The organism is Pseudomonas sp. ANT_J12, assembly GCF_008370045.1.
In the GTDB taxonomy this organism is placed as follows: Bacteria; Pseudomonadota; Gammaproteobacteria; order Pseudomonadales; family Pseudomonadaceae; genus Aquipseudomonas.
In genome coordinates this window covers 156,706-171,894 of the sequence record NZ_VOBN01000001.1, presented here as the reverse complement: position 1 = coordinate 171,894, position 15,189 = coordinate 156,706, and the positions used below count along the sequence as shown (strand labels likewise).

The 15,189-nt window shown below is 58.2% G+C and carries 14 protein-coding genes; 13 read left to right on the top strand and 1 reads right to left on the bottom strand.

Going from position 1 to position 15,189, the window contains the following annotated elements; all coding sequences use genetic code 11:
* The first annotated feature begins 5 nt into the window (after nucleotides 1-5).
* From FQ192_RS00840 to FQ192_RS00790, 11 genes are all read left to right on the top strand, one after another.
* A complete protein-coding gene (locus FQ192_RS00840) occupies nucleotides 6-710 on the top strand; it encodes a succinate dehydrogenase iron-sulfur subunit (protein ID WP_149656973.1) in 705 nt (234 codons plus the stop codon).
* Between the two features lie 260 nt (nucleotides 711-970).
* On the top strand, nucleotides 971-3,802 hold the full coding sequence (locus tag FQ192_RS00835; RefSeq protein WP_149656972.1) for a 2-oxoglutarate dehydrogenase E1 component: 2,832 nt from the start codon (nucleotides 971-973) through the stop codon (nucleotides 3,800-3,802).
* A gap of 42 nt (nucleotides 3,803-3,844) precedes the next feature.
* A complete protein-coding gene (gene odhB, locus FQ192_RS00830; RefSeq protein ID WP_149656971.1) occupies nucleotides 3,845-5,068 on the top strand; it encodes a 2-oxoglutarate dehydrogenase complex dihydrolipoyllysine-residue succinyltransferase in 1,224 nt (407 codons plus the stop codon).
* Nucleotides 5,069-5,238: 170 nt separating this feature from the next.
* Nucleotides 5,239-6,675, top strand: a complete 1,437-nt coding sequence (gene lpdA, locus FQ192_RS00825) for a dihydrolipoyl dehydrogenase (RefSeq protein ID WP_123409099.1) — start codon at nucleotides 5,239-5,241, stop codon at nucleotides 6,673-6,675.
* Between the two features lie 199 nt (nucleotides 6,676-6,874).
* Complete coding sequence (gene sucC / locus FQ192_RS00820) at nucleotides 6,875-8,041, top strand: ADP-forming succinate--CoA ligase subunit beta (RefSeq protein ID WP_149656970.1); 1,167 nt, start codon at nucleotides 6,875-6,877, stop codon at nucleotides 8,039-8,041.
* On the top strand, nucleotides 8,041-8,922 hold the full coding sequence (sucD, locus tag FQ192_RS00815) for a succinate--CoA ligase subunit alpha (protein ID WP_149656969.1): 882 nt from the start codon (nucleotides 8,041-8,043) through the stop codon (nucleotides 8,920-8,922). Before sucC ends, sucD begins: the two co-directional genes overlap by 1 nt.
* A gap of 419 nt (nucleotides 8,923-9,341) precedes the next feature.
* Nucleotides 9,342-10,655 (top strand): branched-chain amino acid transport system II carrier protein, encoded by a 1,314-nt coding sequence (brnQ, locus tag FQ192_RS00810; RefSeq protein ID WP_149656968.1) that lies wholly within the window; start codon nucleotides 9,342-9,344, stop codon nucleotides 10,653-10,655.
* Between the two features lie 288 nt (nucleotides 10,656-10,943).
* On the top strand, nucleotides 10,944-11,681 hold the full coding sequence (locus FQ192_RS00805; protein WP_133836535.1) for a DUF599 domain-containing protein: 738 nt from the start codon (nucleotides 10,944-10,946) through the stop codon (nucleotides 11,679-11,681).
* Nucleotides 11,681-12,082: an MAPEG family protein gene (locus FQ192_RS00800; RefSeq protein ID WP_149656967.1), complete on the top strand. Its 402-nt coding sequence runs from the start codon at nucleotides 11,681-11,683 to the stop codon at nucleotides 12,080-12,082. The genes FQ192_RS00805 and FQ192_RS00800 overlap by 1 nt, the downstream gene beginning before the upstream one ends.
* Before the next feature lie 77 nt (nucleotides 12,083-12,159).
* Nucleotides 12,160-13,026: a hypothetical protein gene (locus tag FQ192_RS00795; RefSeq protein WP_256672182.1), complete on the top strand. Its 867-nt coding sequence runs from the start codon at nucleotides 12,160-12,162 to the stop codon at nucleotides 13,024-13,026.
* A 5-nt stretch (nucleotides 13,027-13,031) separates the two neighbouring features.
* Nucleotides 13,032-13,691, top strand: coding sequence for a hypothetical protein (locus FQ192_RS00790; protein WP_149656966.1), 660 nt, complete (start codon nucleotides 13,032-13,034; stop codon nucleotides 13,689-13,691).
* Nucleotides 13,692-13,768: 77 nt separating this feature from the next.
* Here FQ192_RS00790 and FQ192_RS00785 read toward each other — a convergent pair whose 3' ends face one another.
* Nucleotides 13,769-14,026: a hypothetical protein gene (locus FQ192_RS00785; protein ID WP_149656965.1), complete on the bottom strand. Its 258-nt coding sequence runs from the start codon at nucleotides 14,024-14,026 to the stop codon at nucleotides 13,769-13,771.
* A 158-nt stretch (nucleotides 14,027-14,184) separates the two neighbouring features.
* Between FQ192_RS00785 and FQ192_RS00780 the strand changes: the two genes are divergently transcribed.
* Both FQ192_RS00780 and FQ192_RS00775 read left to right on the top strand, forming a co-directional pair.
* On the top strand, nucleotides 14,185-14,661 hold the full coding sequence (locus FQ192_RS00780) for a PaaI family thioesterase (protein ID WP_149656964.1): 477 nt from the start codon (nucleotides 14,185-14,187) through the stop codon (nucleotides 14,659-14,661).
* Entirely contained in the window at nucleotides 14,658-15,110 is a 453-nt protein-coding gene (locus tag FQ192_RS00775; RefSeq protein WP_149656963.1) for a PaaI family thioesterase, read from the top strand. Before FQ192_RS00780 ends, FQ192_RS00775 begins: the two co-directional genes overlap by 4 nt.
* The last annotated feature ends 79 nt before the right edge of the window (nucleotides 15,111-15,189 follow it).

Sequence of the window (15,189 nt, the reverse complement as noted above, 5' to 3'; positions counted from 1 at the left end):
CTGCCATGTTGAAAGTCAGTGTTTATCGCTACAACCCTGATCAGGACGCCGCGCCGTTCATGCAGGAATTCCAGGTCGATACCGGTGGTAAAGACCTGATGGTGCTGGACGTGCTGGCCCTGATCAAAGAGCAGGACGAGGGTTTCTCCTATCGTCGCTCTTGCCGTGAAGGTGTTTGCGGTTCCGACGGCATGAACATCAACGGCAAAAACGGCCTGGCGTGCGTCACGCCGCTGTCCGCTGTAGTAAAAGGTAACAAGCTGATCGTTCGTCCGCTGCCAGGTTTGCCGGTTATCCGTGACTTGGTCGTCGATATGAGCATCTTCTACAAGCAATACGAGAAGGTGAAGCCATTCCTGCAGAACGACACGCCGGCTCCGGCCATCGAACGTCTGCAGACCCCGGAAGAGCGTGAAAAGCTCGATGGTCTGTACGAGTGCATCCTGTGCGCTTGCTGCTCGACCTCTTGCCCGTCCTTCTGGTGGAACCCGGACAAGTTCCTGGGTCCAGCTGCCCTGCTGCAAGCGTACCGCTTCCTGGCAGACAGCCGCGACACCCAGACTGCCGAGCGTCTGTCTTCGCTGGATGACCCGTTCAGCGTATTCCGCTGCCGCGGGATCATGAACTGCGTCAACGTCTGTCCGAAAGGCCTGAACCCGACTAAGGCCATCGGTCACATACGTAACATGCTGCTGCAAAGCGGCGTGTGATACAGGCTGTAACTGCAGGACCGTTGTACCCGTAGATGCTACGGCGCAGGCTTCAACCGGCGCCGTAGTTTTAACCTGGGCAGCAGCCCATAAAGCTGCGGCTCTTATTTTGAAGAAATGAGACAAGCAGGGGCATCCGGGCTGGTACCCGGACTATCAGCGTGATCCTAAGTGGCTTGTTTTGGTCGCTGCATTCGGACTTCTGCAAGTTTGCTCGGTGTCGACGCCGGTGGTGTTCCCCTAACCGAGGGTGACCAAGCATGCAAGAAAGCGTGATGCAGCGCATGTGGAACAGCGCCTACCTATCCGGTAGTAACGCTGCCTATGTGGAAGAGCTCTATGAGCTCTACCTGCACGACCCTAACGCTGTGCCAGAAGAGTGGCGCACCTACTTTCAGAAGTTGCCTGCTGACGGCAACACTGCCACCGATGTTTCGCACTCCACAATTCGCGATCATTTCGTCTTGCTGGCAAAGAACCAGCGCCGCGCCCAACCGGTTTCCGCCGGGAGCGTGAGCAGTGAGCACGAGAAGAAGCAAGTTGAAGTGCTGCGATTGATCCAGGCCTACCGTATGCGTGGCCACCAGGCAGCCCAGCTTGACCCGCTGGGGCTGTGGCAGCGTCCTGCACCTGCAGACCTGTCAATCAATCATTACGGCTTGACCAATGCCGATCTTGATACGACCTTCCGTGCCGGCGACCTGTTCATCGGCAAAGAGGAGGCGAGCCTACGCGAAATTCACGAAGCGTTGCAGCAGACATATTGCCGCACCATCGGCGCTGAATTCACGCACATCACCGATTCCGAGCAGCGTCACTGGTTCCAGCAGCGTCTGGAAAGCGTGCGCGGTCGTCCGACGTACTCCGCCGACATCAAGAGCCACCTGCTCGAACGCGTCACTGCCGGCGAAGGTCTGGAAAAATACCTGGGCACCAAATACCCGGGTACCAAGCGTTTCGGCCTGGAAGGCGGCGAGAGCCTGATTCCGATGCTCGACGAGCTGATCCAGCGTTCCGGTTCCTACGGCACCAAGGAAATCGTGATCGGCATGGCCCACCGTGGCCGTCTCAACGTACTGGTCAACACCTTCGGCAAGAACCCGCGCGAGCTGTTCGACGAGTTCGAAGGCAAGAAGAAGGTCGAGCTGGGTTCCGGTGACGTTAAATATCACCAGGGCTTCTCGTCCAACGTCATGACCACCGGCGGTGAAGTTCACCTGGCCATGGCCTTCAACCCATCCCACCTGGAAATCGTTTCTCCAGTGGTCGAGGGTTCGGTCCGTGCCCGTCAGGATCGTCGTAACGACCCTACCGGTGAAAAAGTCCTGCCGATCTCCATCCACGGTGACGCTGCATTCGCAGGTCAGGGCGTGGTGATGGAAACCTTCCAGATGTCGCAGACCCGCGGTTTCAAAACCGGCGGCACCGTGCACATCGTGATCAACAACCAGGTTGGTTTCACCATCAGCAACCCGCTGGACTCGCGTTCCACCGAGTACGCCACCGACGTTGCGAAAATGATCCAGGCGCCGATCCTCCATGTGAATGGTGATGATCCGGAAGCCGTATTGTTCGTGACCCAGCTGGCCATCGACTACCGCATGCAGTTCAAGCGTGACGTGGTAATCGACCTGGTCTGCTACCGTCGTCGCGGCCACAACGAAGCTGACGAGCCGAGCGGCACCCAGCCTCTGATGTACCAGCAGATCACCAAGCAGCGCACCACCCGTGAGCTGTACGCCGAACGCCTGACCCAGGCCGGTGTGGTTGATGATGCGCGCGTACAGGCCAAGATCGACGAATACCGCAACGCGCTGGACAACGGCCTGCATGTTGTAAAAAGCCTGGTCAAAGAGCCGAACAAAGAGTTGTTCGTGGACTGGCGTCCGTACCTGGGCCACGCCTGGACTGCACGTCACGACACGCGTTTCGACCTGAAAACCTTGCAGGAACTGTCCGCCAAGCTGCTGGAAATCCCGGAAGGCTTCGTGGTTCAGCGCCAGGTCTCGAAAATCTACGAAGACCGTCAGAAGATGCAAGTCGGCGGCCTGCCGATCAACTGGGGTTACGCCGAAACTATGGCGTACGCGACCCTGGCGTTCGAAGGTCACCCGATCCGCATGACCGGCCAGGACATCGGCCGCGGTACGTTCTCGCACCGCCACGCTGTGTTGCACAACCAGAAAGACGCCGGCAGCTACATCCCGCTGCAGAACCTGTACAAAGGCCAGCCACGTTTCGACCTGTACGATTCGTTCCTGTCCGAAGAAGCCGTACTGGCGTTCGAATACGGTTACTCGACCACCACGCCTGAGGCGCTGGTGATCTGGGAAGCCCAGTTCGGCGATTTCGCCAACGGTGCCCAGGTGGTTATCGACCAGTTCATCACCAGTGGCGAACACAAGTGGGGCCGTCTCTGCGGTCTGACCATGCTGTTGCCGCACGGTTATGAAGGTCAGGGTCCGGAGCACTCTTCGGCACGTCTGGAGCGTTACCTGCAACTGTGCGCCGAGCACAACATCCAGGTAGCAGTACCGACCACGCCGGCCCAGATCTACCACTTGCTGCGTCGTCAGGTGATCCGCCCGCTGCGCAAGCCATTGATCGTGCTGACTCCGAAGTCGCTGTTGCGTCACAAGCTCGCCATATCGACCCTGGAAGATCTGGCCGAAGGTTCGTTCCAGACCGTTATCCCGGAAATCGATGCCCTGGACCCGAAAAAGGTCGAGCGCATTGTTCTGTGTAGCGGCAAGGTCTACTACGACCTGCTGGAAAAACGCCGTGCCGAAGGTCGTGATGACATCGCCATCGTGCGTATCGAGCAGCTGTACCCATTCCCTGAGGACGACTTGAACGAAGTCCTGGCTCCTTACACCAATCTCAAACATATCGTTTGGTGTCAGGAAGAGCCGATGAACCAGGGTGCCTGGTACTGCAGCCAACACCACATGCGCCGCATCGTGGGCAATCACAACAAGGCACTCGTTCTCGAGTACGCCGGTCGTGATGCTTCTGCTGCACCGGCTTGTGGTTATGCATCGATGCACGCTGAGCAGCAGGAAAAACTGTTGCAAGACGCCTTTACTGTTTAACGCCTTCGCGCACCTGAAACCGAATTTAAGGACCCACAGATAATGGCTATCGAAATCAAAGCCCCCACTTTCCCGGAATCGGTTGCCGATGGCACCGTTGCCACCTGGCACAAAAAACCAGGCGACGCCGTCAAGCGTGATGACCTGATCGTCGATATCGAAACCGACAAAGTGGTACTGGAAGTGTTGGCCACCGCTGACGGCGTGCTGGGCGCTATCGTCAAGAACGAAGGCGACACCGTTCTGTCCGACGAAGTCCTGGGCTCGATCGAAGAGGGCGGCGCTGCTGCCGCCGCTCCGGCTGCTGCCGCTGCTCCTGCCGCCGCACAAGCTGCTGCCCCGGCCGCTGAAGGCGAAGACGATCCTGTTGCTGCACCGGCTGCTCGCAAGCTGGCTGAAGAAAACGGCATCAACATCGCTTCCGTTGCCGGTACTGGCAAAGGCGGTCGTGTGACCAAGGAAGACGTCGTCGCTGCTGTTGCTGCCAAGAAAGCCGCTCCGGCCGCCGCACCTGCCAAGGCTGCAGCCCCGGCTGGCGCCGCGCCTGTGTTCGCCGCTGGCGACCGCATCGAGAAGCGCGTACCGATGACCCGCGTGCGGGCCACCGTTGCCAAGCGTCTGGTCGAAGCCCAGTCGAACATGGCGATGCTGACTACTTTCAACGAAGTCGACATGACCGAAGTCATGGCCCTGCGTTCGAAGTACAAGGATCTGTTCGAGAAGTCCCATAACGGCGTACGCCTGGGCTTCATGTCGTTCTTCGTTAAAGCAGCCACCGAAGCGCTGAAACGCTTCCCGGCTGTCAACGCGTCGATCGACGGTGCTGACATCGTTTACCACGGCTACGCCGACGTCGGTGTGGCTGTTTCCAGCGACCGTGGCCTGGTTGTACCGGTCCTGCGTAACGCTGAACTGATGAGCCTGGCTGAAATCGAAGGCGGCATCGCCGCTTTCGGCAAGAAGGCTCGCGACGGCAAGCTGTCGATGGACGAAATGACCGGTGGTACGTTCACCATCACCAACGGTGGTACCTTCGGTTCGATGATGTCGACCCCGATCGTCAACCCGCCGCAAGCGGCCATTCTGGGCATGCACAACATTCTGCAGCGCCCTATGGCGATCAACGGTCAGGTCGTTATCCGTCCGATGATGTACCTGGCTCTGTCCTACGATCACCGTCTGATCGATGGCAAAGAAGCTGTGACCTTCCTGGTTACCATCAAGAACCTGCTGGAAGACCCGGCTCGTCTCCTTCTGGATATCTGATAGAGAAGCAGCGGCAAGCTTCAAGCTACAAGCTGAAAGAAAAAACAGCTTGGCTTGAGGTTTGTCGTATCGCATACGGCTATGAGCTGCAAGCTAAAGGCTGCAAGGTACATGCAGCTTGGCTTGCCGCTTGAAGCTTGAAGCTTGAAGCTAAAAGAGGATTCTTTTACATGTCGCAGAAATTTGACGTAGTAGTGATCGGTGCGGGCCCTGGCGGCTACGTGGCTGCCATCAAAGCAGCGCAACTGGGTCTCAGCACTGCCTGCATCGAGAAATACACCGACAAGGAAGGCAAACTGGCTCTGGGCGGTACTTGCCTGAACGTCGGCTGCATTCCTTCCAAGGCGCTGCTGGACAGCTCCTGGAAATACAAGGAAGCCAAAGAAGGCTTCGCGATCCACGGTATCAATCACGCTGGCGTGACCATGGACGTGGCGGCAATGGTTGGCCGTAAAGCCAACATCGTCAAAGGCCTGACCTCTGGCGTTGCCACCCTGTTCAAGGCCAACGGCGTTACTTCCCTGCAAGGCCACGGCAAACTGCTGGCCGGCAAGAAAGTCGAGCTGACCAAGCCAGACGGCACCGTTGAAATCATCGAAGCCGAGAACGTGATCCTGGCTTCCGGTTCGCGTCCGATCGACATTCCACCGGCTCCGGTTGACCAGAACGTGATCGTCGATTCGACCGGCGCTCTGGAATTCGCCGCCGTACCTAAGCGTCTGGGCGTGATCGGCGCTGGCGTGATCGGTCTGGAACTGGGTTCGGTATGGTCCCGTCTGGGCGCTGAAGTGACTGTGCTGGAAGCCCTGGAGAAGTTCCTGCCAGCGGCTGACGAAGCGGTTTCCAAGGAAGCCTACAAAACCCTGACCAAACAAGGTCTGGACATCAAGCTGGGCGCTCGCGTTACCGGTTCCAAAGTGAATGGCGACGAAGTCGTTGTGAACTACACCGATGCCAACGGCGAACAGAACATCACGTTCGACAAGCTGATCGTTGCCGTTGGTCGCCGTCCGGTGACCACTGAGCTGCTGGCAGCTGACAGCGGTGTGAACATCGACGAACGTGGCTTCGTTTTCGTTGACGACCAGTGCGCTACCAGCGTTCCGGGCGTTTTCGCAATCGGTGACGTGGTTCGCGGCATGATGCTGGCGCACAAGGCGTCCGAAGAAGGCATCATGGTTGTAGAGCGCATCAAGGGCCACAAAGCCCAGATCAACTATGACCTGATCCCGTCTGTTATTTATACCCACCCGGAAATCGCGTGGGTCGGTAAAACCGAGCAAACCTTGAAAGCTGAAGGCGTTGAAGTTAACGTCGGCACTTTCCCGTTCGCAGCCAGTGGCCGTGCCATGGCAGCCAACGACACCGGCGGTTTCGTGAAAGTCATTGCTGATGCCAAGACTGACCGCGTACTGGGCGTCCACGTGATTGGCCCGAGCGCTGCGGAACTGGTTCAGCAGGGCGCGATCGGTATGGAATTCGGCACCAGTGCCGAAGACCTGGGCATGATGGTTTTCTCCCATCCGACCCTGTCCGAAGCCTTGCACGAAGCTGCTCTGGCAGTGAATGGCGGCGCCATTCACATCGCCAACCGCAAGAAGCGTTAAGACAAGACAATAAGAAACCACGGCGGAAGGCCCGTCGTGAGCCTTGCGTGCAAGACTCACCGCGGAATGTCCGCCGGACGCAGCCTTGCGTAGTCTCACCGGTTATCCGGAACACCTACGCAAGCAGCAGTCACAGGTGGTGCGGCACTTCAACAGTGCAGCACCGAATGCGCAGTACCTAACGAAGACGGTAATAAGCATGAATCTTCACGAGTATCAGGGTAAGCAGCTGTTCGCTCAGTACGGCCTGCCAGTATCCCAGGGTTTCGCCGTAGACACCCCGGAAGCAGCAGCAGAAGCGTGCGACAAAATCGGCGGGACCGAATGGGTTGTCAAAGCCCAGGTTCACGCAGGTGGTCGCGGTAAAGCGGGCGGCGTTAAGCTGGTTCGCAGCAGAGAAGACGCCAAAGCATTCGCTCAACAGTGGTTGGGCAAGCGTCTGGTGACTTACCAGACTGATGCCAATGGTCAGCCAGTCACCAAGATCCTGGTTGAATCGTGCACTGATATCGCTAAAGAGCTGTACCTGGGCGCTGTCGTTGACCGTTCGAGCCGTCGTATCGTGTTCATGGCTTCCACCGAAGGTGGCGTGGACATCGAGAAAATCGCTCACGACACGCCAGAAAAAATCCTGAAAGCCACGATCGATCCACTGGTTGGCGCTCAGCCATTCCAGGGTCGCGAGCTGGCATTCCAGCTGGGTCTGGAAGGTAAGCAAGTTACTCAGTTCGCCAAGATCTTCGTAGGTCTGGCCAAGCTGTTCAAGGATCACGACCTGGCTCTGCTGGAAGTGAACCCGCTGGTGATCAAGGCTGACGGCGATCTGCATTGCCTCGATGCCAAGATCAACATCGACGCCAACGCCATGTACCGTCAGCCTAAGCTGAAGACTTTCCACGATCCGTCGCAAGACGATCCGCGCGAAGCGCACGCTGCCAAGTTCGAACTGAACTACGTAGCACTGGAAGGCAACATCGGTTGCATGGTCAACGGTGCTGGCCTGGCCATGGGTACCATGGACATCGTCAATCTGCATGGCGGCAAACCAGCCAACTTCCTCGACGTGGGCGGCGGTGCTACCAAAGAACGCGTTACCGAAGCGTTCAAGATCATCCTGTCCGACACTAACGTCGCTGCAGTATTGGTCAACATCTTCGGCGGCATCGTTCGTTGCGACATGATTGCCGAAGGCATCATCGGTGCAGTGAAAGAAGTCGGCGTGAAAATCCCGGTTGTTGTTCGCCTTGAAGGCAACAACGCTGAGCTGGGCGCTAAAGTACTGGCAGAAAGCGGTTTGAACATCATCGCGGCTACCAGCCTGACCGACGCTGCTCAACAAGTTGTCAAAGCTGCGGAGGGCAAATAATGAGCGTCCTGATCAATAAAGACACCAAAGTTATCTGCCAGGGTATTACCGGTTCGCAAGGTAGTTTCCATACCGAGCAAGCCATCGAATACGGCACCAAGATGGTTGGCGGCGTAACGCCTGGCAAAGGCGGCACCGAGCACCTGGGTCTGCCAGTGTTCAACACCGTGAAAGAAGCTGTAGCTGCTACTGGCGCCACCGCCAGCGTGATCTACGTTCCAGCTGCTTTCTGCAAGGACTCCATCCTGGAAGCAGCCTTCGGCGGCATCAAGCTGATCGTTTGCATCACTGAAGGCATTCCTACCCTGGATATGCTGGATGCCAAGGTCAAGTGCGACGAACTGGGCGTAGTCCTGATCGGTCCTAACTGCCCAGGCGTGATCACTCCAGGCGAATGCAAGATCGGCATCATGCCAGGTCACATTCACTTGCCAGGCAAGGTCGGTATCGTTTCCCGTTCCGGCACCCTGACCTACGAAGCTGTGAAGCAGACAACTGACGCCGGTTTCGGTCAGTCGACTTGCGTCGGCATCGGTGGTGACCCGATCCCGGGTTCGAACTTCATCGACATCCTGAAGCTGTTCCAGGAAGACCCGAAGACCGAAGCGATCGTAATGATCGGTGAGATCGGCGGTTCGGCTGAAGAAGAAGCAGCTGCCTACATCAAGGCACACGTGACCAAGCCGGTTGTTTCCTACATCGCTGGTGTGACTGCCCCTGCGGGCAAGCGCATGGGCCATGCTGGCGCAATCATCTCTGGCGGCAAGGGCACTGCAGACGAGAAGTTTGCTGCCCTGGAAGACGCAGGCGTTAAAACCGTGCGTTCGCTGGCAGACATCGGCAAGGCTTTGTCCGAGCTGACCGGTTGGGCGATCAAATAAGCCTCGCGCTTAGCTGACGCTTCACCAGACAAAGGCCACCTTCGGGTGGCCTTTGTTGTTTCCGGGTGATCGTTCCCACGCTCCGCGTGGGAATGCCGCCGGGGACGCTCCGCGTTCCGCCTTCGAATGCGACGCAGAGCGTCGCGGGATGCATTCCCACGCAGAGCGTGGGAACGATCTGACCTGAGGTGGAAAATTAGATATGTAAACGCGACACGGAAATGTCGCGTATCGGATAGTTCGCCCTCTAACAGTGCGTTTGTCAGGCAAATTCGTTAGGCTGGCAGCCATTTTTGCGCCCGCCGCCCACAAGGCCGCTATGCGCTAAACGGGTTGGCCCTATACGGATCGACAGCATTTCCCTCACCCACAGGGAAATCCCTCTCTAAATTCCGATTCAGTAGTGTGGTATTTCCTTAATGAAAGTGTTGAAAGGCCAGGACATCCTGGCACTTGGTTTTATGACGTTTGCCCTGTTCGTCGGGGCTGGCAACATTATCTTCCCGCCTATTGTCGGCTTGCAGTCCGGGCCTAATGTCTGGATGGCGGCGCTGGGCTTTCTGATCACGGCGGTCGGCCTGCCGGTGATCACCGTGGTCGCCCTGGCCAAAGTCGGCGGTGCCATGGATGCCTTGAGCAGCCCGATCGGTAAAGTCGCCGGTGGCATTCTGGCTGCTGTGTGCTACCTGGCGGTCGGTCCGTTGTTCGCCACGCCACGCACCGCCACTGTGTCCTTCGAGGTGGGCCTGGCGCCGCTGACCGGCGAGAGCCCGCTGGCACTGTTCCTCTACAGTTCGGTGTACTTCCTGCTGGTGTTCTTCATCTCGCTCTATCCGGGTCGTCTGCTGGACACCGTAGGACGTTTCCTCGCACCGCTGAAGATCATCGCCCTGGCGGTGCTCGGCATCGCCGCGTTCGCCTTGCCGGCCGGTGACATTGGCGTGGCTACGCCTGAATACGTCGCGGCACCGTTCTCCCAAGGCTTCATCAATGGTTACCTGACCATGGATACCCTGGGTGCGCTGGTGTTCGGCATCGTCATCGTTAACGCCATTCGTTCCCGAGGCGTCGAGTCGCCAGCCTTGATCACTCGTTACGCGATCATTGCCGGGCTGATTGCTGGCGTGGGTCTGGCGCTGGTGTATGTCAGCCTGTTCCGCCTCGGTTCGGGCAGCCATGAAGTGGCCGCCGGTGCCGCGAATGGTGCGGCGGTGCTGCATGCCTACGTGCAGCACACCTTCGGTTCCCTGGGCAGCGGTTTCCTTGCAGTGCTGATCTCGCTGGCCTGTCTGGTGACGGCGGTTGGCCTGACCTGCGCCTGCGCCGAATACTTCAGCCGGGTGCTGCCACTGTCCTACAAGACGTTGGTCATTATCCTGGCGGTGTTCTCGCTGTTTGTGTCCAACCTGGGCCTGACCAAGCTGATTGCGTTCTCGATCCCGGTGCTGACCGCAATCTACCCGCCATGCATCGCCCTGGTCGCCCTGAGCTTCTGCAAGGACTTCTGGCGTGACCAGCGCCGCATCGTCGGCCCGGTGATGCTGGTGTCGTTCATCTTCGGCCTGATCGACGCGCTCAAGGGCGCGGGCCTGGCGGACTGGATGCCGACGCAACTGTCGCACCTGCCGTTGAGCGAGCAAGGTCTGGCGTGGCTGGTGCCGTCGGTCATGACCCTGGTCGTGGCCGCCGTGTGCGACCGCATGCTTGGCAAGCGCGCCGAAGCGTTGGCGTAAACTGATCGTCCGTCACAAGCGGGCAATGGGTTGAAACACAAATGCCCCGTATCCATTGATACGGGGCATTTTTATTGGGCGCGATGCAGTGTCTTTTCCCGCGAAGCAACGTCGAACCACTACTAAAAACCGATGTGGGTCCACGCTTGTGTTGCGAGAAGGCTTGCCCCCGTTGGGTCGCGAAGCGGCCCCAAAGAATGGGCCTGCTGTGCAGCCCAACGGGGGCAAGCCCCCTCGCCACACAAGCCTCGCTCCTACACGTTCTGCCAACGTCTCACAGGGAATTGCATGTCGTTTATCCACGCCAACCTGATCCACCTGCTCGCCGCGCTCTGGTTTGTCATCTGCTGGGGCGGTTACACCCGTTATGCGACGTGGAAGGGCCGCGATACCGCGTGCCTGGCCAGCGTGTTGCATCTGTATCGCGAAGACTGGATGCGTCGCATGCTGCTGCGCGACAACCGCATCGCCGATGCCAGCGTGATCGGCAACCTGGAACGTAACGCCTCGTTCTTCGCCTCCAGCACGCTGATTATCCTGGCGGGCATTCTCACCGTGCTCGGCGCCTCCGAACGGGCGGTGTCGCTGCTGGCGGATATCCCGATGGTGCAGCAGGCGTCCCAGGGCATGTCGGAGATCAAGTTGCTGTGCCTGGCGCTGGTGTTCGTCTACGCGTTCTTCACCTTCAGTTGGTGCATGCGCCAGTACAACTTCGCGGCGATCCTGGTGGGCTCGGCACCGATGATCGGCGAGCGGCATGTCTCCGAGCAGGAGCGCAAAGCCTTCGCGGCACGGGCGGCGCGGGTGATTTCGATGGCGGCCAACCAGTTCAACTTCGGCCTGCGTTCGTACTATTTTGGCATGACCATGCTGGCGTGGTTCGTCAGTCCGTGGCTGTTCATGTTGATGAGCGCCGGCGTGGTGCTGGTGTTGTATCGCCGGGAGTTTCATTCCGACGTTCTCGATGTGATGGTCTATACCCCTACAGAGGCGCCATTGCCCGAAGCCAACAAAGAGGCCGCTTGATGAGTATTCCGTTCTGGTGTGTGTTTATCAGCGCATTGCTGATCTACGTGGCCCGCATGCCGGTGGCCAAGGCGATGAAAGAGCAGGGCGGTTACAACAATCATCTGCCGCGTCAGCAACAGGCGCAATTGACCGGTTTCGGTGCGCGTGCGGTGGCGGCTCATCAGAACTGTTTTGAGGCGTTCATCTTGTTTGCGGTGGGCGTGTTGATGGCGCACACCACGCAAACGCAGGGGTGGCTGATTGATTCGCTGGCGATCATTTTTGTGATCACGCGCATCATTTATTTGCTGTGTTATTGGGGCGATCTTGCCTGGCAGCGCAGCCTGGTGTGGTTGATCGGCCTGGTGTGTTCGTTGTTGCTGATGATCAGCCCGACGTTCAGGACCGTATTGCTCTAGCACGACAGGCCGGGGCATTGCGCAGCCGCATGATGGCGTTGTAACGTCCGGCTTCGGTTTCCCATGGAAGGCAATTCTTGAACGGATTTCAAACGTGTCAGCCACCACGCCGCCGACGCGGCTGGTGGGTATGGGCCCTGATGGCCGGCAGTGCGCTGGCGCAGGCCTCCCCGTCCGCCGTGCCTCCCAAGCCCGAGGCCAAACGATTCGGCGATTTCCTGGTTGTCCCGCCGGCACCCACAAAAACGCTTGCTGGCTACGGACCGCAGTTGTCTATCAGTTTTCGTTCCCGCAAGTACCGGCCCTTCGGTTCCTGGGAAGTCGGTGGTGTGCGGCCGATCAAGGCGCTGAGCGAGGGGCAGCCCATGCTGTTGGCGGTCACCTCGGGCTACAGCGGCGTCGGTACGCTGCTCATCAGCGTACAAAATGGCGTGCCCTTGTCGCGGGTGTTAAGCCCAATCAACGATCTGAAACATCCCGACTGGGGCGTGCCGCAACCAGGGCGTGAGGAGGTTTTGCTGTTTAGGGAGTCCGGTCGCGCGTTGGATACCCACACCGGCGAAGTGCTGTGGTTTGACACCCGGTTCAAGGCCAAGGTCTACAGCTCCGGGGGGACACTGATGTCGGTGTCCCCGGACAATCGGCTGGCGGCGTTCCTGAACTTCAAACAAATATTGGTCGGCGGACGTGAGGACGGCCTGAGTGCGGCCTATCAGTTGCCAGCCGATGCCAACGTCGGTGAACTGGCCGATATTTCAAAGGCCGCTTATGCCCAGGCCGTCCAGGCACACAAGGATGGCAAGCCAAGCATTGATGACAAGCGTCTGGCCGAGGACATGACGATTGCCTGGTTCGCAACGCGCTTCCACTGGCAGGCCAAAAACGGCTCGTGGGAACTGGTCGGCCGTGGCCTGGGCCCCGCATTACCCCTTTCCGAGCGCTAAGCCTGATGAACAATTCACTAACGGGTCGTGGCGTCTTGCTGCTGATCGGTATCGCCGTGTCGCTGGGTGGTTGTGTCACTCAGGATGGCTCCACCGACAGGGAGTTCCTGTCCGAAAACCTGGACGTCGATAAAGCGTTGCTGACGCTTGATGTCGCCTTCGCATTGGCGCCGGATTACAAGCCGTCCCAAAGTCAGTTTCATCGCGACGACCGTATCACTTACAGCGGCTTCCCCTATATCGAGGTGCCTTATTTCCAGAAAGGCCTGGACGTTGATACCGGCCTTACCGGGCTGCCCTACGTCCTGCCGATTCCCTATCCGGTGCCCAAGATCGAGACTGGGCGCAGCACTTACAAGGTGTTTGGTCAGCGGCTGGACGAACTGCACTATCGTTTCGTGGTACCGAGCAAATCGATGTGGAACAGCGGCCACACCTTCTCATTGTTATTTCAGCGTCGGGAACGGTGGGACAGCATTACCTTTCGTTTCAATACGCAGGCCTCCTGCGCATCGACTTTGAAGGTGATAACGCCGGACTACGGTTATCCGTTATCCGTCAGTGCCAAGTTTAAAAACCAGGCGAGCTGTTTGACCGTGTGTGATGGTCGACCGGGCTATTCGGGTGAATGTGCCTTTCAGCCACCACCAACTAGCGGCGGTTGAAATTGCTGTAAGGGTAAATGCCAGGCAAAAGAAAACCCGCACTTGGCGGGTTTTCTTTAATCACGCTAAAAACTGTTTTAGTTTTTAGGTGCTTCGGTTGGAGCGGCCGGAGCGGACTCCTGTGCTGCAGCTTTGTTCGATTCAGCCTGAGCTTTGGCGGCTTCGGCGTTTTCTTTCGCAGCGTCGTTCACTTTATCCTGTGCTTTGTTCATGTCTTGCTGAGCTTGCTCAGCATGTTGGTTAGCATCTTGAGCTTTGTCCTCGGATTTTTTATCGCACGCAGCGAGACCGAGGGAAGCGGTCAACATCAAGGCAATAGCTAAAGTCTTACGCATGGGGTGTTTCTCCTTATGGAAAATATCTACTGGCCTTTCGAGCACAGCCGTCAGCGATAAGTTCCTCATTTCATACAGATATATAAGTTTTAAACCTGATTGAACTTTTACCTGATAACCCAATGCGTTGATCCGATACTAAGAAGAGTTCCTATCCCATGGCCGAAAACCCCGTTTTTGAGCGCGCAACACGATTTCTCTCGGCACTGCGACATTGTCAGGTGCTCGGTTTACGAGTTCACAGCGCGAGTACGGACGGACTAACGGTCGTCCTGCCCTACAGCCCGCAAATCGTTGGCAATCCACAAACCGGGGTCATTCACGGGGGCGCTTTGACGTCGCTGATGGACACCGCTTTAGGCATGTCGACTCTGTGCGTGCTGCCGGAATTCGAAGTCTGCCCGACCCTCGACCTGCGCATCGACTACATGCACGCCGCCGAACCCGATAGGGATGTCTACGGTTTCGCCCAATGTTACCGGGTGACCACCGATGTGATCTTCGCCCGGGGCTTTGCCTACCAGGACGATCCCGAGCAGCCCATCGCCCACGTGGTCGGCACCTTCATGCGCATGGGCAAAGGCATCAAGGGCACCAAAGGCTTTGGTGGCGCCATCGCTGGAGGTGCGAAATGACGGACTCGTTCAAGGAACAACTGCAACAGGCCCATGCGCAAGGGGACTACGCCTCGCTGCTGCACCTGATTCCCTACGCCAAGTTGATCGGCATCGAATGTTCACGGGTGGGGGATGAGCTGCTGTTTCGCCTGCCGGCGAACAAGGACAACATTGGTAACCCTTTATTGCCGGCGATCCATGGCGGCGTCATTGCCGGGTTCATGGAGCTGTCGGCCGCGTTGCACCTGTTGATTTTCACTGGCTCGCCCGGTGTGCCGAAGATCATCGACTTCTCCCTCGACTACCTGCGCGCCGGGCAATTTCGCGATACCTGGGCGCGCTGCCAGGTGTGTCGCCAGGGGCGGCGGGTGGCCAACGTGGCGGTGACGGCCTGGCAAAGCACCGAAGCCGAGCCGATTGCCACGGCCCGTGGACATTTCAAAATCGAAGAGCCCTTGAAATCCTGAACTCAGCCCCAAACTCTGATGACAACCCGCCGTCGACCCTGAAGGTCACGGCCACTGCCATCTGATTGGAGTTTGATGA